This window comes from Streptomyces liliiviolaceus, from assembly GCF_018070025.1.
Lineage (GTDB): Bacteria > Actinomycetota > Actinomycetes > Streptomycetales > Streptomycetaceae > Streptomyces > Streptomyces liliiviolaceus.
The window spans coordinates 4,014,410-4,031,073 of the sequence record NZ_JAGPYQ010000001.1 but is presented as its reverse complement, the minus strand read 5'-3'; the positions used below and the strand labels follow the sequence as shown (position 1 = coordinate 4,031,073).

General features: G+C 72.1%; 19 protein-coding genes. 6 read left to right on the top strand and 13 right to left on the bottom strand.

Annotation, left to right across the window (positions count from 1 at the left end):
• Positions 1-80: 80 nt before the first annotated feature.
• The 7 genes from J8N05_RS17635 to J8N05_RS17605 form a co-directional block, all read right to left on the bottom strand.
• Positions 81-785: a lysoplasmalogenase gene (locus tag J8N05_RS17635; RefSeq protein ID WP_210883884.1), complete on the bottom strand. Its 705-nt coding sequence runs from the start codon at positions 783-785 to the stop codon at positions 81-83.
• Positions 782-1,735 (bottom strand): sterol desaturase family protein, encoded by a 954-nt coding sequence (locus tag J8N05_RS17630; RefSeq protein WP_210883880.1) that lies wholly within the window; start codon positions 1,733-1,735, stop codon positions 782-784. The genes J8N05_RS17635 and J8N05_RS17630 overlap by 4 nt, the downstream gene beginning before the upstream one ends.
• Before the next feature lie 148 nt (positions 1,736-1,883).
• Positions 1,884-2,630 (bottom strand): VIT1/CCC1 transporter family protein, encoded by a 747-nt coding sequence (locus tag J8N05_RS17625; RefSeq protein ID WP_210883879.1) that lies wholly within the window; start codon positions 2,628-2,630, stop codon positions 1,884-1,886.
• 66 nt (positions 2,631-2,696) lie between these two features.
• Positions 2,697-3,944: an amidohydrolase family protein gene (locus tag J8N05_RS17620; RefSeq protein WP_210883877.1), complete on the bottom strand. Its 1,248-nt coding sequence runs from the start codon at positions 3,942-3,944 to the stop codon at positions 2,697-2,699.
• Positions 3,941-5,227: an amidohydrolase family protein gene (locus tag J8N05_RS17615; RefSeq protein ID WP_210883876.1), complete on the bottom strand. Its 1,287-nt coding sequence runs from the start codon at positions 5,225-5,227 to the stop codon at positions 3,941-3,943. Before J8N05_RS17615 ends, J8N05_RS17620 begins: the two co-directional genes overlap by 4 nt.
• A 21-nt stretch (positions 5,228-5,248) precedes the next feature.
• Positions 5,249-6,133 carry an SDR family NAD(P)-dependent oxidoreductase gene (locus tag J8N05_RS17610; RefSeq protein WP_210883874.1) on the bottom strand — a complete coding sequence of 295 codons (885 nt, stop codon included), beginning with the start codon at positions 6,131-6,133 and terminating at the stop codon, positions 5,249-5,251.
• Complete coding sequence (locus J8N05_RS17605; protein WP_210883872.1) at positions 6,133-6,942, bottom strand: acetoacetate decarboxylase family protein; 810 nt, start codon at positions 6,940-6,942, stop codon at positions 6,133-6,135. Before J8N05_RS17605 ends, J8N05_RS17610 begins: the two co-directional genes overlap by 1 nt.
• A 269-nt stretch (positions 6,943-7,211) precedes the next feature.
• Here J8N05_RS17605 and J8N05_RS17600 point away from each other — a divergent pair, with 269 nt between their 5' ends.
• The 5 genes from J8N05_RS17600 (at position 7,212) to J8N05_RS17580 (ending at position 12,326) form a co-directional block, all read left to right on the top strand.
• Positions 7,212-8,222, top strand: a complete 1,011-nt coding sequence (locus tag J8N05_RS17600; protein ID WP_210883870.1) for a DEDDh family exonuclease — start codon at positions 7,212-7,214, stop codon at positions 8,220-8,222.
• A gap of 103 nt (positions 8,223-8,325) precedes the next feature.
• Positions 8,326-8,559, top strand: a complete 234-nt coding sequence (locus tag J8N05_RS17595) for a hypothetical protein (protein WP_149512948.1) — start codon at positions 8,326-8,328, stop codon at positions 8,557-8,559.
• Positions 8,560-8,624: 65 nt separating this feature from the next.
• On the top strand, positions 8,625-9,419 hold the full coding sequence (locus tag J8N05_RS17590; protein ID WP_210883869.1) for an SURF1 family cytochrome oxidase biogenesis protein: 795 nt from the start codon (positions 8,625-8,627) through the stop codon (positions 9,417-9,419).
• Positions 9,420-9,693: 274 nt separating this feature from the next.
• On the top strand, positions 9,694-11,565 hold the full coding sequence (locus J8N05_RS17585; protein ID WP_210883868.1) for a glycoside hydrolase family 15 protein: 1,872 nt from the start codon (positions 9,694-9,696) through the stop codon (positions 11,563-11,565).
• Between the two features lie 5 nt (positions 11,566-11,570).
• Positions 11,571-12,326, top strand: a complete 756-nt coding sequence (locus tag J8N05_RS17580) for an SDR family oxidoreductase (protein ID WP_210883867.1) — start codon at positions 11,571-11,573, stop codon at positions 12,324-12,326.
• Between the two features lie 192 nt (positions 12,327-12,518).
• On the opposite strand, the gene amaP is transcribed toward J8N05_RS17580, so the two are convergent.
• The 5 genes from amaP to J8N05_RS17555 are packed head-to-tail and all read right to left on the bottom strand — an operon-like array spanning position 12,519 to position 14,853.
• Positions 12,519-13,097: an alkaline shock response membrane anchor protein AmaP gene (gene amaP, locus J8N05_RS17575; protein ID WP_210883866.1), complete on the bottom strand. Its 579-nt coding sequence runs from the start codon at positions 13,095-13,097 to the stop codon at positions 12,519-12,521.
• Positions 13,098-13,102: 5 nt separating this feature from the next.
• On the bottom strand, positions 13,103-13,795 hold the full coding sequence (locus J8N05_RS17570) for a DUF6286 domain-containing protein (protein WP_210883865.1): 693 nt from the start codon (positions 13,793-13,795) through the stop codon (positions 13,103-13,105).
• Entirely contained in the window at positions 13,792-14,136 is a 345-nt protein-coding gene (locus J8N05_RS17565; RefSeq protein WP_210883864.1) for an Asp23/Gls24 family envelope stress response protein, read from the bottom strand. Before J8N05_RS17565 ends, J8N05_RS17570 begins: the two co-directional genes overlap by 4 nt.
• A 5-nt stretch (positions 14,137-14,141) precedes the next feature.
• The gene (locus tag J8N05_RS17560; RefSeq protein WP_107017754.1) at positions 14,142-14,336 is read right to left on the bottom strand and encodes a hypothetical protein; all 195 of its coding nucleotides are present in this window, start codon (positions 14,334-14,336) and stop codon (positions 14,142-14,144) included.
• 22 nt (positions 14,337-14,358) lie between these two features.
• On the bottom strand, positions 14,359-14,853 hold the full coding sequence (locus J8N05_RS17555) for an Asp23/Gls24 family envelope stress response protein (RefSeq protein WP_210883863.1): 495 nt from the start codon (positions 14,851-14,853) through the stop codon (positions 14,359-14,361).
• Positions 14,854-14,940: 87 nt separating this feature from the next.
• Between J8N05_RS17555 and J8N05_RS17550 the strand changes: the two genes are divergently transcribed.
• Complete coding sequence (locus J8N05_RS17550; protein WP_210883861.1) at positions 14,941-15,660, top strand: nucleopolyhedrovirus P10 family protein; 720 nt, start codon at positions 14,941-14,943, stop codon at positions 15,658-15,660.
• 158 nt (positions 15,661-15,818) lie between these two features.
• Here the strand turns inward: J8N05_RS17550 and J8N05_RS17545 are convergent, their stop codons facing one another.
• Positions 15,819-16,610 carry an enoyl-CoA hydratase/isomerase family protein gene (locus tag J8N05_RS17545; protein ID WP_210883860.1) on the bottom strand — a complete coding sequence of 264 codons (792 nt, stop codon included), beginning with the start codon at positions 16,608-16,610 and terminating at the stop codon, positions 15,819-15,821.
• Between the last annotated feature and the right edge of the window lie 54 nt (positions 16,611-16,664).

Here is a 16,664-nt window from a genome sequence, read left to right as displayed (position 1 = left end):
GCTCAGGTGGTGACGGTGCTCAGGTGGTGACCGTCTTCAGGTGGTGACCGTCTTCGGTCGGACGGTCGTGAGGTGGACGGTCATGAGGTGGTGACGGTCCGGTTCCCACGGTACGTCGCAGAGGGTCCGGGGCGCGCGCCGGGAGCCCCGAGTACGCCGCTGACCAGCAGGTACTGCGCCGCGATATAGGTCAGCATGATCCACAGGTCGGGCCGTGGCGGCTGCGGCCATTCGGCGACGCCGGTCGCGATGAGGGTGTCCGACAGCATGAACAGGGCGCCCCCGGCCGCCGCGAGGGGTCCGAGCCGTGTGGCGCCGTACGCCATCGCGGTCAGCAGCAGGCTGTAGCCGGCGACGGGCACCCGGAGGTCGGCGGGAAGGCCCGGCCACAGGAGGGTGACGGTGGCGAGGAGGGCGAGGGCGTACGCGGCTGCCGTGAGGCGGCCCGATCGTGTGCCCCGGGCGGCCGATCCGCCGAACTTCGCGAAGAGCAGCAGGTAGCAGACATGGCCCGCCGCGAAGGAGGCCATCCCGGCGAGGAACGCCGGTTCGGCGTCGAGGAGGAGCAGGACGTCGCCTCCCCACCCGAACATCAGGGCGGCGACGAGGAGCCGGGGTCCGCCGCGCAGATGCGCCCAGGCGGCGAGCAGGGGCATCAGTAGCGGCTTGGCCACGGCGTGACCGGTGTCGAGGCCGACGGCCAGGGAGACGAGGTCCGCGGCGCTCACCAGGGCGAAGGAGACGCCGAGGGCGACGAGCGGCACGCGCGCGCGGCGCGGACTCACGCGGCGGATTCCGGGACGGGGGTCTCCGTGGAGGCGGCCCGCACCGGAGAGGAGGCGGAGGACGAGACGGGCGCGGATGCCGAGGCGGGCGCGGGCTCCGAGACGGGCGCGGGCTCCGACGGGCGGGGCTGCCAGCCCGGCCCGCCGAACACCCGCCCGGCCCGCTCGCGCCAGCTCCCCGCCGTCCGCAGGTCCCTGGCGATGGCGGCGTACTCGTGCGTGGCGACCCGGATCGGGTTGTAGGTGTGGATGTTCTTGGTCAGCCCGTACACCGGCCGGTCCGTCTCCGGGACGAACGACCCGAAGAGCCGGTCCCAGACGATCAGGATCCCGCCGAAGTTGCGGTCCAGATAGCCGCCCTGGGAGGCGTGGTGGACCCGGTGGTGGGAGGGCGTGTTGAAGACGAACTCGAAGGCCCGGGGCAGCTTGTCGATGCGCTCGGTGTGGATCCAGAACTGGTACACGAGGTTCGCGGACGAGCAGAACGCGAGCGCGGCCGGATGGACGCCGAGGGCGATGAGCGGCACGTAGAACGGCCACACCGTCCAGCTCGTCCAGGGCTGCCGCAGCGCGGTGGTGAGGTTGAACTTCTCGCTGCTGTGATGCACCACGTGGCAGGCCCACAGGATGCGGATCACATGGTGCCCGCGGTGGGACCAGTAGTAGAAGAAGTCCTGCGCCAGCAGAAGCAGTGGCACGGTCCACCACAGGACGGGCACGCGTAGTGGTGTCAGCTCATATATGGCGGTGTAGACGGCGAGGATCGGGATCTTCCACAGGAAGTCGAAGGCCAGGCTCCCCAGGCCCATGCCGACACTGGTGGCGGCGTCCTTCGTCTCGTAGCCCGCGGCGTCCTCGTCCGGATGGATGCGGACACTCACCATCTCCACCACGGTGAGCAGCACGAAGGCGGGTATCGACCACAGCACGACATCGGGCAGGTTCGGCATTACTGCACCGTAGGACGGCCGGTCGGCCGCGGCTAGACGTTGTTACCCACAAGTATTACCGACGGTACGCGCTTGTTTCTTGGTGATCTCCGCCAATGACCGCAGGCCGCCGTCCGCAACCTCGACCGCAGGTCGCCGTCCCCGACCGTCACACCCCCACCGCCCCCAGCAACACCCCCGCCCCATAGGTCACCGCCATCGCGAGTGCCCCGCCCGCCACGTTGCGCAGTACCGCCGGGGCCGGGCGCGCCGCTCCCAGGCGGGCGCTGCCCCAGCCGGTGGCGACCAGGGCCGCGAGGACCGAGACCACGGTGACCGGGAGTCGCCAGGCGACGGCCGGCAGGACGATGGCCAGCAGCGGGAGCAGCGCCCCGACCGTGAACGCGAAGAAGCTCGCCCAGGCCGCGTGCCACGGGTTCGTCAGCTCGTCCGGGTCGATGCCGAGCTCCACGCGCGCGTGGGCCCGCAGCGCGTCCCGTTCGGTGAGCTGCTGCGCCGCCTCCCGGGCCACCTCCCGCGAGAGCCCCCGTTCCTCCAGCAGTTCGGTGAGTTCCTCCAGTTCGGCCTGTGGCTGTTCGCGCAGTTCTCGGCGTTCCAGGGCCAGGGCGGCCTTCTCGGAGTCCCGCTGGGTGGAGACGGAGACGTACTCCCCCGCCGCCATGGACATCGAGCCGGAGAGGAGCCCGGCGAGTCCGGCCGTGAGCAGTGTGGAGCGGTCGTCCGTGGCCCCGGCGACGCCGACCACGAGTCCCGCCGTGGACACGATGCCGTCGTTGGCGCCCAGTACCGCGGCCCGCAGCCAGTTCAGCCGCGAGGCCAGCGCACCGCCGTGCGCCTCGTCGTGGGTCTCGTCGTGGGTCTCGCCACGCGTCTCGTCGGGGATCGGTTCGGTCACAGGGCGAGGATCGCACCGGGCGCGCCCCGCGGGCCGGACCGACCCGTCACGAGAGCGGCCCGGCCGTCACCAGACCCGTACCGATCCTCCCCGGGCGAACGCCGGGCTCGTCGCGTCCGGCGGTGGGTCGCCCAGCGGCTCGGCGATCTCCTCCACCGTCGGGCCGATCTTCGCCGCGAGGGGGTCGAGGAGGGTCAGGTCGAAGCCGTACACGCGGGCCGCGTTCCCGCCCGCCATCGCCGTGACCTCCTCGCGCGGCAGGCCCGCGTACGCGATCCGCAGGCCCTCCCTGCTGTACGGGTAGGTGCCCTCGTCGTGCGGGTAGTCGCTGCCCCACATGATCTTGTCGAGGCCGATGCGGTCCCGCAGCGGCACCTCGTGGGGGCGCATGAAACTCGCTCCTACGAAGCAGTTGTCGCGCCATACCTGGGAAGGACCCTTGCCCATCGAGTCGGCCAGTCCCGCGCCGAACTTGGACTCGGCGGTGGCCGCCCTCGTCGCCGCGGCCACCAGGCGGCCGTGGTAGTAGTCCAGCATGTCGAGCACCCCGGGGATCCAGCCCGAACCCTGCTCGGTCAGCACCAGCTTCAGGCCCGGGTGGCGGCGGAAGGCGCCGCCGAAGATCAGGTGCCAGAGCGCCCGGTGCGAGAACCAGGTCGTCTCCACCATGAAGACCGCCCGGGCCGCCGGCTCCTCCCCGAGCGGCGGCGAGGCCGAGCCCGCGTGGTGGTTCACGGGGACGTCCAGCTCCTCGCACACCGTCCAGATGGGGTCGTACGCCGACGAGTACAGCTCGGGGAGTCCGGAGCCCGGCGGGGTGCCGGGCAGCAGGAGGCCGCCCTTGAGGCCCGCCCCGACGGCCCACCTGATCTCCTTCACCGCCTCCTCCACGTCGTTCAGGAGGATCTGGAAGACGCCCGCCCGGCGGCCCGGGGCGGCCGAACAGAAGTCCGCCAGCCAGCGGTTGTGGGCGCGCAGGCCCGCCCAGCGCCGTTCGAACTCCTCCGCCGTCGGCGCCGGCGCCATCAGCGACCCGGACGGGAAGAACGGCGGGATGGTGTTCGGGAACACCACCTCGGCGACTATGCCGTCCTGTTCCAGCTCCGCGAGCCGGCGCTCCGAGTTCCAGTTCTTGTCGGCCGTGTCGGCCATCAGGTCCTCGTACGGATTGACGTACGTGGCCGCCCAGGCGTCGAACTCGTCGTGGTACGCCTTCGCCAGGTACGGCCGGTAGTCCAGCAGGTCGGCCCCGGCGTGGCAGTCCGCCGAGACGACCGTGTAGCGGTCCGAGCCGCTCGTACGTTCCGTGCTCACGGGGTCACCCCCAGGACGGGGAAGTCGTGGTCCGTCAGCCAGTGGCGGCCCACCTCGCGCGAGCGCGCCCAGGACGCCTCCACCGCCGGCTGGTCCTCGGACTGGCCGAGGTCGGAAGGGGTCGGGCCGATGCGGCGCGCGAGCGGGGCGAGCCGTTCGGTGTCGAAGCCGAAGACCTCCGCCGCCGCGAGGCCCAGCATGCGGCGGGTCTCCGCCACCGGGATGTCGTGGAAGGTCCGCGACAGCCACGCGCGCGTGTCGGGCCAGGTGCCCTCCGGGTGCGGGAAGTCGCTGCCCCAGAGGATGTTGTCGACGCCGATCTCGTACCGCTGGGCCAGTTCACGGCGTTTGGTGTTGGTCGCGCAGATGAAGACCTGGCGGTCGAGGTACTCGTGCGGCGGACGCCGCAGTTCCGCGAAGGGGGACAGCTTCTTGCCGCCGTGCGCGCCCAGGTAGAGCCGGTCCATGAACCACAGCAGGTTCGGCAGCCACCAGCAGCCGGACTCGGCCACACCGAACCTCAGCCCGGGATGGCGTTCGAAGACACCGGACCAGAGCAGGAACCACAGGGGGCGCGCGGGCCACCAGGTCACCTCGCTCACATAGATGCCGAGGTGGTCGCCGTACTCGTGGCGCGGCGCCGCTCCGGAGTGGGTCATCACCGGCATCCCGCACTCGGCCGCCGCCGCCCACACGGGGTCGTAACGGCGGTCGTGGTAGGGCTCCTTGTCGACCCACATGGAGGGGATCATCAGCGCGCCGAGTCCCGACTCCCTGGCGCGGTGGATCTCGGCGACGACCTGTCCGGTGGGGGCCGTGACGGGCAACAGGGCGACTCCGCAGTGCCGTTCGGGGTGCTCGCCGACGAACTCGGCCAGCCACCTGTTGTGGGCCCGCGCGCCCGCCATGCCGAGGTCCGGGTCGTGGTCCCCGGAGAGGCCGAGGCCCACGCCGAAGGGCGCGGCCGTACGGCTGTCCACGGCGTCGGCGTCCGGGAAGACCACCTCGCCCGCCACCCCGTCGCCGTCCAGCTCCTTGAGGCGCTGTGCGGAGTCCCAGCCGCCGCGCAGGCCCTCCTCGTTGTCGTGGAACCACTTGTCGGCGAAGGACTCGTTGCGGATGCCCAGCCGTGTCATCTCCTCGCGGCGGCGGCCCTGCCCCGCGAGGAACTCGTCGAAGTCCCGGTGGAAGCGGGCCTCCAGGTAGGGCCGGTACTCCTCTGTGGGCAGTCCGGCGTGGCAGTCGGAGGAGATGATCAGATAGGGCTCCGGTGCAGAGGACATGACGGCTCCTCGGTTCGGCTCTCAGTCCAGGATGAAGTTCTCCAGGTACGCCGGATCGGCGCGGTCGAGCATCGAGCGCGACCGCGCGCGGATCTGCGCGTCGCTGTGTTCGCTCTCGGGCAGCAGCCAGAAGCGGTCCGCGCGGATGCCGTCCGCCACGAAGTCGGCGACCTCCTCGACCGGCGTGAACCGCACCTCCTTGCCCGCCTCCTTCATCGCGGCCTCCCACTGGCCGAGGCTGCGGTACGGGGTCCTGCGGGGCCGCTGCTTGGCGTACCGGGCCGGCCGGTTGCGGTGCGACTCCCACAGGCCCGTACGGAGCATGTGGGGCCCGGGGAAGAGCACGGAGGCCCCCACGCGCGCGTGCTCCGCTCGCAGGTGCGCGTACAGGGACTCGGTCATCGTCACGACGGCGGACTTGGTGACGGCGTACACCGACGCGGTGGGCAGCGGCGCGATGCCGCCGTCGCCGGACGAGGTGTTGACGACGTGGCCCGGTTCGCCGCCGGCCAGCATCCTCGGGACGAAGGCCTGGATGCCGTGGAAGACACCCCACACGTTGACCGCGAACGCCCATTTCCAGTCGTTCGGGTCGTGCTCCCACATCCGGCCCTCGGCGCCCGAGCCGACACCCGCGTTGTTGCACAGGACGTGCACGGCACCGAACCTGTCGTACGTCTCCTCGGCGAGCGCGACGACCTCCTCGCGCTCGCCGACGTCCACCACGCGCGCGTGCACCACGGCTCCGTCCTCGCGCAGCGCGGCGGCGGCCTTCTCCAGGGCGCCCTCCTCCACGTCCGCGAGGACGACCTTCAGCCCGTCCGCCGCGAACCGCCGTGCCAGGGCCAGTCCGACCCCGCTCGCCGCGCCCGTGACGACGGCCACCTGCCCCTCGGCCAGTTCCATCAGGCACTCCCCGGGGGCGGCCCGTCGAGGATCTGCTGCGGGTCGTCGTACCGCTGGTGGATGTACGGCAACAGCGCCTGCGCGTCGACGCGTTCGACGACCGTGCCCTTCTGGTCCGTGGTCTTCTCGCCGACGGTGATCCCGACGAGTTCGCGGACCGGGAGATCGGCCACGGGGTCGTACATCGACTCCCGCAGGACGACGTCGCCGGAGATCCGTTCGAGCTTCCGCACCTTCTCGTTGCGTACGCAGTGCACGAGGACGGGACCGGCGTCGAAACCGGAACCGTCGCCCGAACCGTCCACCGCGGGCAGGAACTTGAAGTAGAAGTCGGTCTTCCGGGTCGGTTCCGGCAGGGGCAGCGGCCCGCTCACGGCGCCGCGCACCTCCACGAACTCGATGCCGTGCCGGGCGAGGGCGGCGCGTACGACGAGGCCCTCGCGTTCGACCGTCACCTCGCCCAGTTTCTTGGGTTCGCCGAAGACCTCACGGCCGCCGATCAGGGCCCGTTCGTGGGTCATCGGCATGACGAGCGGATACCAGCCCTCGACGCCGTCGTGCGCGGCGGCGACCGCGAACGAACCGGCGCCCAGCGGGTATCCGGGCAGGTCCACCTTGCTGATGTTCACCCTCACGAGGGGTCGTGCGGTGGGTTTCAGCGGAGGCGGCAGGACCGCCGCGACCGCGTCCGGGTCGCTCTCCCAGACGGCCACCACCCCGGTGGACCAGATGTCGGGGAGCCGGGAACCCGCGGTGCGCGCGGCGGCGATCTCCGCCCCGGTCCGCGCGCCGTACCGTACGCGTGCCATGCCGTACCGCCCTTCGCGTCGTATGCGTTCCGCTCGTGCGTGTCAGTGGCGCATTCCGCTCGTCCGGGTCACCCGTGCGTTCCGCTCGCGCGTGCCACCCGTTCGGTCCAGGCGCGCAGCACGGTCGCACCGGGCGCGGCAATGGTCCATAGCCGTGCAGGCACGAGCCCGCGGGAAATCGCCGGAATGTCGTCGAAGAGGGCTGAATCCGCCCCGGGTTCGGACTCCGGGGGCAGGAGTGTCAGTCGCGCCCCTTATCCTCAGTGACCATGCTCGAAGACCGTCAGACCGCACCGTCCGCCACCCCGTGGCCGGCCGCGTATCCCCAGGGGTACGCGGTCGTCGACGTCGAGACCACAGGGCTGGCCCGCGACGACCGCATAGTGTCGGCCGCGGTCTACCGGCTGGACGCGCGCGGCGAGGTCGAGGACCACTGGTACACGCTGGTCAACCCGGAGCGCGACCCCGGCCCGGTGTGGATCCACGGCCTGACCAGCGAGGTCCTCGAAGGGGCGCCCCTGTTCCCGGAGATCGCCGAGGAGTTCGCGACCCGCCTTGAGGGCAGGGTGCTCGTCGCGCACAACGCGGTCTTCGACTGGTCGATGATCGCCCGGGAGTACGCGCGCGCCGAGCGCGAGGCGCCGGTCCGTCAGCGCCTGTGCACCATCGCGCTGTCCAAGGAACTGCGGCTGCCGCTGGCCAACCACAAGCTGGAGTCGCTGGCCGCGCACTTCGGCGTCGTGCAGCAGCGCGCGCACCACGCGCTGGACGACGCGCGCGTGCTGGCCGAGGCGTTCCGGCCGAGTCTGCACACCGCGGCGCGCGACGGCGTACGGCTGCCGCTCCTGGAGTGCCGGCCGCTGACGGAGTGGACGGACCGGGCGGCCCCGCTCATCGGACGGCAGTCCGGGAGCTCCGGGGGCTACTCGTCGGGGCCGCCCGCGAGTTGGCGTCCCTCGCGCAAGCGGCCCGCCTGCCCGTATCCGAACCCGGGCCGGTACGAACCGGGCAAGCAGCTCAAACAGGGCATGCGGATCGCGTTCTCCGGGGACACCTCGGTCGAGCGCGACCTCCTGGAGGACCGTGCCGTCGAGGCCGGACTGCATGTCGCGACGAGCCTGTCCCGGCTGACCAGCCTGCTCGTCACGAACGACCCGGAGTCCGGTACGTCCAAGGTGGTCAAGGCGCGCCAGTTCGGCACCCCGGTCGTCGACGAGGCGGCGTTCGGCCAGCTCCTCGGGAACGTGGAACCGGCTGAGGGACCAGCGGCGCAGAAGTGAGCGCAGGCGTGAGCGCGGACGTGACCGTACGGACGGGTGATTGCCGTGCGACTCGCCCACGGACCGCTCGCCCGGACCGTGGGAACGGCCCACCCTGTGGCGCATGGCGACATGTGAGGTTTGCGGCAACAGCTACGGAATGACCTTCGAGGTCCACGCACAGGGAGCGGTGCACGTCTTCGACTGCTTCTCCTGCGCGATCCACCGCATGGCACCCGTGTGCGAGCACTGCCGGGTCCAGATCATCGGGCAGGGCGTCGAGGTCGAGGGCCACTGGTACTGCGGTGCCCACTGCGCCCGCGCGGAGGGAAAGGTGGGGATCGTCGACAGGGTGTGACCGGATACGCGGGCGACCCGGTACCCGACCGAACGCGCCCCACGACCCGGTTGTACGGTCGTGGGGTGTACCGCTTCCTGTTGTCCCGGCAGTGGGTGATCCTCACCCTCATCATGCTCGCGCTCATCCCGACGATGATCGAGCTGGGATTCTGGCAACTGCACCGGCACGAGCACAAGGTCGCGCTGAACCAGGTGATCTCGGACTCGCTGTCCGCGAAGCCGGTCCCCGCCGAGTCGCTGACCGCGCCGGGGCAGGCGGTCGAGCGCGACGACCTGTACCGCCGGGTGACGGCGAAGGGCACGTTCGACACCGCCGACGAGGTCGTGGTCCGGCGCCGCACCAACTCGGACGAAGAGGTCGGCTTCCACGTACTGACACCGTTCGTCCTGGACGACGGCCGGGTCCTCATGGTCAACCGCGGCTGGATCCCCGCGGACGGCGCGCAGACCGAGTTCCCGAAGGTGCCCGCGCCGGCGCGGGGCGAGACCACGGTCACCGGCCGGCTGATGGCCGACGAGACGTCCGGCGGCAGCGGCATCAAGGACGTCAGCGGACTGCCCGACCGCATGGTCATGCTGATCAACAGCGAGCAGCAGGCGAAGGCGCTCGGCAAGCAGGTCCTCGGCGGGTACATCGACCTGACCGCGCCCGAGCCGAAGGGTGACGTCCCCGAACTGATCGGGGCCCCGAACCACAGCGACATCGGACCCCACATGGCGTACGCGGTCCAGTGGTGGCTCTTCGCCGCGGGGGTTCCGGTGGGCTTCGTGGTCCTGGTCCGCCGTGAGCGCCGCGACCGCGAGGAGGCGGCGGCCGAGGCGGAGTCCTCCCCGGCGACGGAGCCGGCCACCGTCTGACCACCGCGGCACGCGGTCGGCCCCACTCAAGGCGAAAAGACTGCGCAGTTCCCCGCGCCCCTAAAGACGCCCGGCACCGCCCGCCTTCAGGCGAAAAGACTGCGCCGTTCCCCGCGCCCCTGAAAACGCCGGGGCACTCGCGCGCCTTCAGGGGCGCGGGGAACTGCGCGGCCAGCCCCCACCGGGCCCGCAGACGACAACGCACCCCCGGCACGGGGACCCGGCAGGCCAACCGCCGAGGTTGATCGCGGGATCCCCAGGGAACCCGCACAACGTGCACCCTTCCATCGAGGACTACGCGCTCATCGGCGACCACCAGACCGCCGCCCTGGTAGCCCGGGACGGCTCCGTCGACTGGCTCTGCCTCCCCCGGTTCGACTCGGCCGCCTGCTTCGCGAAACTGCTCGGCGACGACGACAACGGCCACTGGCGGCTCGCGCCGAAGGGGGCGGACACCTGCACGAGGCGGGCCTACCGGCCCGACACCCTCGTGCTCGACACCGAGTGGGACACCGAGGACGGCTCGGTACGCGTCACGGACCTGATGCCGCAGCGCGACCGCGCCCCCGACGTCGTACGGATCGTCGAGGGCCTCAAGGGCCGCGTCACCGTACGCAGCACCCTGCGCCTGCGCTTCGACTACGGCTCGGTCGTCCCCTGGGTCCGCAGGTCCGACGGCCACCGGGTCGCCGTGGCCGGCCCGGACTCGGTGTGGCTGCGCAGCGAACCCGAGGTGCACACCTGGGGCGAGGACTTCGGTACGCACTCGGAGTTCACGGTCGCCGAGGGCGAGAAGGTCGCCTTCGTCCTGACCTGGCACCCCTCGCACGAGCCGCGCCCCGACCTGGTCGACCCGTTCGAGGCGCTGGAGCACAGCGTCGACGACTGGCGGGCCTGGGCGGCCCGCTGCCGCTACGACGGACCGCACCGCGACGCGGTCGTCCGCTCCCTGATCACCCTCAAGGCCCTCACGTACGCGCCGAGCGGCGGCATCGTCGCGGCGCCCACGACCTCGCTGCCCGAGGAGATCGGCGGCGTCCGCAACTGGGACTACCGCTACTGCTGGCTGCGGGACTCCACGCTCACCCTGGGCGCGCTCCTCGCGTGCGGCTACCAGGAGGAGGCGGAGGCGTGGCGCAACTGGCTGCTGCGCGCGGTCGCGGGCGATCCGGCGGACCTGCAGATCATGTACGGGCTGGCGGGCGAGCGGCGGATCCCCGAGTACGAACTGGCGTGGCTGCCCGGATTCCACGGCTCGGCGCCGGTGCGCATCGGCAACGACGCCGTACGGCAGCTGCAGCTCGACGTGTACGGGGAGGTGATCGACTCCCTCACGCTGGCGCAGCACGCGGGGCTGCCCGCCGAACCCGACATGTGGCGGCTGCACCAGGCCCTGATGGAGTTCCTGCACACGGCGTGGCGCAAGCCCGACGAGGGGCTGTGGGAGGTGCGCGGGCCGCGCCGCCACTTCGTGCACTCGAAGGTGATGGCGTGGGTCGCCGCCGACCGCACGGTACGCACTCTGGAGGAGAACCCCGGGCTGGACGGCGACGCCGACAAATGGCGCGCGATGCGGGACGAGGTGCACCGGGAGGTGTGCGAGCGGGGCTTCGACCCCGAGCGGAACACGTTCACGCAGTCCTACGGCTCGCGTGAACTGGACGCCGCGCTGCTGCTCATCCCCCGCCTCGGCTTCCTGCCGCCGGACGATCCGCGGGTGGTCGGCACGGTCGACGCGGTGCGCTCGGAACTCGCCCGCGACGGCTTCGTGCACCGCTACGACGCGTCCCTCGACGGCTCCGGCCCGCACGGCTCGGAGCCGTCCGGGTCGGACCTCAAGGATGTCGACGGGCTGCCCGGCGGCGAGGGTTCGTTCCTCGTCTGCTCGTTCTGGCTGGCGGACGCGCTGCATCTGACGGGGCGTACGAAGGAGGCCCACGACCTGTTCGAGCGGCTGATCGCGCTCCGCAACGACGTGGGGCTGCTGGCGGAGGAGTACGACCCCGTGGCCGGACACCAGCTCGGCAACTTTCCGCAGGCGTTCAGCCACATCGGTCTGGTGGGCACCGCCCTCGCGCTGTTCGACGACGAGGGGAAGACGGGGGTGCCCGAGGGGGACGGGACAGGAGCGGACGAGGCAGGATAGGAGCCATGGATCTTGGACTGAAGGACCGTGTCTACGTCGTCACCGGAGCAACGCGCGGCCTGGGTCACGCCTCCGCGCGCGAACTCGTCGCCGACGGCGCGAAGGTGGTCGTCAGCGGGCGCGACGGGAAGACGGTGGCCGAGGCGGCGACGGCGCTCGGGCCGAACGCCCACGGGGTGGCCGTGGACAACGCCGATCCCTCCGCGCCGTCGGCCCTGATCGCGGCCGCCCGTGAGCGGTTCGGCGGCTTCGACGGCATCCTGATCAGCGTCGGCGGGCCGCCGCCCGGCTTCGTCGCCGACAACACGGACGAGCAGTGGCAGGCGGGGTTCGAGTCCGTCTTCCTCGGGGCGGTGCGGCTGGCGCGGGCGGCCGCCGCCGAGCTGGGCGAGGGCGGGGTCATCGGGTTCGTGCTGTCCGGGTCGGTGCACGAGCCGATCGCGGGGCTGACCATCTCCAACGGGCTGCGGCCCGGGCTCGCCGGGTTCGCCAAGTCCCTCTCCGACGAGCTGGGGCCGCGGGGGATCCGGGTGGTGGGGGTGCTGCCTGCGCGGATCGACACGGATCGCGTGCGCGAGCTGGACGGGTACTCGGCTGATCCCGAGGCCACTCGGGCCGCCCATGAGGCGCGGATTCCGTTGCGGCGGTACGGGAGGCCGGAGGAGTTCGGGCGGACCGCCGCGTTTCTTCTGTCGCCTGCGGCGTCTTATCTGACGGGGATCATGGTGCCGGTGGATGGTGGGGCGCGGAGCGGGTTCTGAACCTTGTTCCGAACCCGGCGGTACGCCTGCGGCGGCGGGGTGTGTCGTCGCTGCGGGCCCGGTGGGGGTGGCCCTGACCGATTGCGCCGTTCCCCGCGCCCCTGAAAGACACCGCTGCGGGTAAGTCGTACGGCTGCGGGAGCGTGGGGGCTCGTCGCGCCGTTCCCCGCGCCCCTCAAGGACAAAAGCGGGTCAGTTGACTCGTTCTGCTGCGTGTTTTGCGGCGCGTAGGTGTACCTCCGCCGGGAGTGAGGTGAGGCCGGCTGAGTCCTTGGCGTGGGCCAGTGCTTCCGCCGTCAGGCCGGTCAGGGTCTCGGCGGGGGCCGCGTGCGGTTCCAGGAGGAGGCGGACCCGCGCCTCGGGGGTGCTGCGGCGGCCGATGAGCGACGCCTGCGCACCCCGTACCCCGTCCAACGCGCCCGCCTCGGCGGTCAGTACGCCCTCCAGGGCCCGGCCCCGCAGCAGCGCGCCCTCTCCGTCGCCGGTGTCGACCAGCACCTCGGCCAGTCGGCGGCGGCGCAGGACGGCCGTCAGCCACCACAGGGCGAGCAGCACGGCCACCGCCAGCGCGGCGATGACGGCCGGCCACCACCAGCCGTCGGCCCGCCACCGCGCCCGGTCGGCGTCGCTCAGCAGTACGTCGTGCCGGCCGTCGTGGATCCACCACGAGGGCGGCTCCACGCCGAGGCCGATGGCGAGCACGGAGCCGCCGAGCACGACCAGGAGCAGACCCGCGAGGCCCAGCAGGACCCGGTTCGCGATCCTCTGCATGCCGTTCACCCCTTCCGGCCCGGCCGGGCGACACGCACCGACAGCGCGGGCCGCCGGACGAGGCCGAGCCCCCTGACGCCGTCGGCGAGCGTGGCGTCCAGGTCGGCGCGTACGTCGTCGAGTTCACGGAAGTGCGAGACCGCGCGGACGTCGGCCTTCCGCCGCTTCATACGGACCCGGACCGACTGCACGCCGGACACCTCCATGGCCCGGTCGCGCAGCACCGTCGCGGCGGCGTTGCGGTGCAGTCCGGCCCGTACGTCGGAGTGGGCGCGCCGCATCGTCAGGATGTCGCGCAGTCCCGGGGTCGTGGCGAGGACGAACAGCCACAGGCCCAGCGCCGTCGCGACCCCGGCGCCGACGAGCACCCAGGTGTCGTCCAGGGGCCTCTCGGCGAGTTCGCGGGCCAGGGACCTGCGCCAGTGCATGGCCGGCCGGTCGGCGCGGACGGCGACGACGTCGTACAGCAGCAGCCCCGCGGCGGCCAGGACCAGTAGCGCGAGGACGGCCGCCGGGATGCGGCGGGCCGACCAGAACCGGCCGTTTCCGTCCTCGCCGTCGTCGAGGGTCGGCAGCGGTGTGTACTCGGCGGCGGAGGCGGACTGGCCCAGTTCGTTCCCGGCGGTCTTCTCGTTCTCGGCGGTCTTCTCGATGACGGGCAGCTGTCGGGTGCTCTCGGAGCCCTGGGGCTCGCTCATTGCGTCCTCCCCTGTACCGCGCCACGCGTCTGCGCGGAGTGCAGTCGCTCCACCTGGACGGCGACCTCGGGAACTTTCATTCCCGCCAACGCCTCTACCCGCTGCGTCACTCGACGACGCACGGCACCGCACCGGCCGCCGATGTCACAGGGGTAGCCGAGTTCGAGGCTGACACTGACGCGGGCGACGTCCTGGTGGACGACGACCGCGGCGTGCGGGGGCACCGCGCCGGGAGGCAGCACGTCGAGCGCCTCCCGGGCCGCCTGCGCGGCGATCTTCGCGACGACCCGGTCGGCGATCTTCGTGGCGCCCCGCTCGCCCGGCGCGACGGTTTCGGACACGCGCGTCACCGCCGGCGGTCGTCGCGGGTGCCGCGGGACCGGAAGAAGTCACCAGGGTCCAGGTCCCCCTCCAGGAAGCGGCCCACGACAAAGCCGATGGCGCCCAGTGCGGCCACCAGGAGGAACGCGCCGAACCCGCCGAAGTACCCGGCGAATCCCAGCGCCATTCCGGCGATCATGCCGATCACGGCCATGCTCATGAAGCGCTCCTCAGCAGATCGGTCACTGGAGCCGGTTCTCCGGTTCCTCGTCCTCGTCCTCCGGCAGCTTGACGTCGCTGACCGCGATGTTGACCTCGACGACCTCAAGCCCCGTCATGCGCTCGACGGCCGCGATTACGTTCTCCCGTACATCACGGGCGACATCGGCGATGGACACGCCGTAGTCGACGACGATCTCCAGGTCGAGGGCGGTCTGCACCTCGCCGACCTCGGCCTTCACACCGCGTGTGACGGACTTCGCGCTTCCGCCGGGCACCCGGTCGCGTACGGCTCCGAAGGTCCGCGAGATCCCGCTGCCCATGGCGTGCACGCCGAGGACGTCCCGGGCGGCGAGTCCGGCGATCTTCTCGACGACCCCGTCGGCGATGGTGGTACGTCCCCGGGTCGCCGGGTCACCGCCGCCACGCTTGGTCACAGCGGTCTTCCTGAACTGCTGCTGGTCCGGCTGTTCGGCCTCCGGGCTCTCCGGCCGATTGCGCTGAGTCGTGTCGCTCATCGCCGTGCATCCCCTTTCGGTGGGCCTCTTCGCCCACATTAAGACGGGTTGCCGGGTCGCGCGCCAGAGATACGGCACGCTGGAACCATGACTGCGGACCGATGGACGCAAGCAGTACGGCAACAGCTCGGCCTGGGCAGGCTGCTGCCGTTGGGCGGCCCGGGTGACGGCGTGTGGATCACGGAGGCGGCGGCCGTCGCCGTACTGCGCCGGGCGGTGCGCCCGGTGCCGGGCGTACGCCTCGGTTCCCTGCGGCTCGCCCTCGTCGACGCGGACAGCGCGTCCGAACCGGCCGTGCTCCCGCCGCCGAGCGCGCTGCCACCGGGGCCGCTGCGTATCGACGCGGAGTTCGCGGCCACGCCGTCCGAGCCGCTGCCGGCGGCCGCGTCCCGGCTGCGCGCGGCCCTCACCGCGACGGCGGTGGACGCGCTCGGCCTGACGGTCACGGAGGTGGACCTGCGGGTGACGGGCCTGCTGGAGGAGGGCGGGGGCCCGCCGGAGCCCGCCGGCTCCGCTCCCGCGCCCAGCGCCGGGCCGCACCCCTCGCCCGGTACGGACGAGTCCCGGGTGGCCACCGCCGCTCTCGCCGTCCCGGCGGTGACGGCCCTGCCGAGCAAGGCACGCATCACGGAGCTCCACAGCGACACGGCGCTCCCCCGCCGCCACGTCCAGCTGGAGATCGCGGTGGACACGACCGCGCGCACCCTGGACACGGCCAGAGCGGTCCGAGCGACTGTCACCGACGCACTCCCGGACCACCCGACGACAGCGGTACTGGTGACAGCGGTGACCCCGGTGCCCCAGTGACCCCGGCCCCCTGAGGGCCCCGTAAGGGGCGCGGGGAACTGCGCGACCGGCCCCCACCGAACCCGCACACGCCCCCAACCCGCGGCCCCAGCCCCTTAAGGGGCGCGGGGAACGGCGCGACAAGCCCCCACGCACCCGCACTCGAACAGCCAGCGACGTCAGTCGCCAAGACCGGCAAGATCCCGCAGCCGCCGCCCCTGAGCCCCCCGCTCGGCAACCCGCTGCTCCTCATACGTACGCCCAGCCGCCCCCTGAAGGAGCGTCTTGGTCTCGACAAGGGCATCCCGCGGCGCAGCCAACAGCGCGGCGGCCAGCTCACCCACCGCGGCGTCGAGCCGATCGACGGGCACGGCGATGTTCGCGAGCCCGGTCCGCTGCGCCTCCTCCGCCTGCACGAACCGCCCCGTCGCACAGATCTCCAGCGCACGGGCGTAGCCGACGAGCCCCACCAGCGGATGCGTACCCGTGAGGTCGGGGACGAGGCCGAGACCGGTCTCGCGCATGGCGAACTGCACGTCGTCGGCGACGACGCGCAGATCACAGGCGAGCGCGAGCTGGAAGCCCGCGCCGATGGCGTGTCCCTGCACGGCCGCGATGGACACGATGTCGCTCCGCCGCCACCAGGTGAAACCTTCCTGGTACTCGGCGATGGCCGCGTCGAGTTCGGCGTCGGAACCGCGTGCGAGATCGATGAAGGACGGCTCGCCGTCGAAGCCCTCGGGCGTGAACGCCTGCCGGTCGAGCCCCGCGGAGAAGGACTTGCCTTCGCCGCGCAGCACGACGACCCGGACGGTGCCCGGCAGCAGCCGACCGGCCTCGGCCAGTGCCCGCCACAGAGCGGGGCTCTGCGCGTTGCGCTTGGCCGGGTTGGTCAGCGTCACCGTGGCGATCGCGTCGTCGACGGTGAGCCGTACGCCGTCCTTGTCGAGCAGCGAGTCGAACGAAGCCATGAGGGCGCCTCCGATGAGTGCGGTCAGCGGGGATGCCGTACGGGCACACCCTTA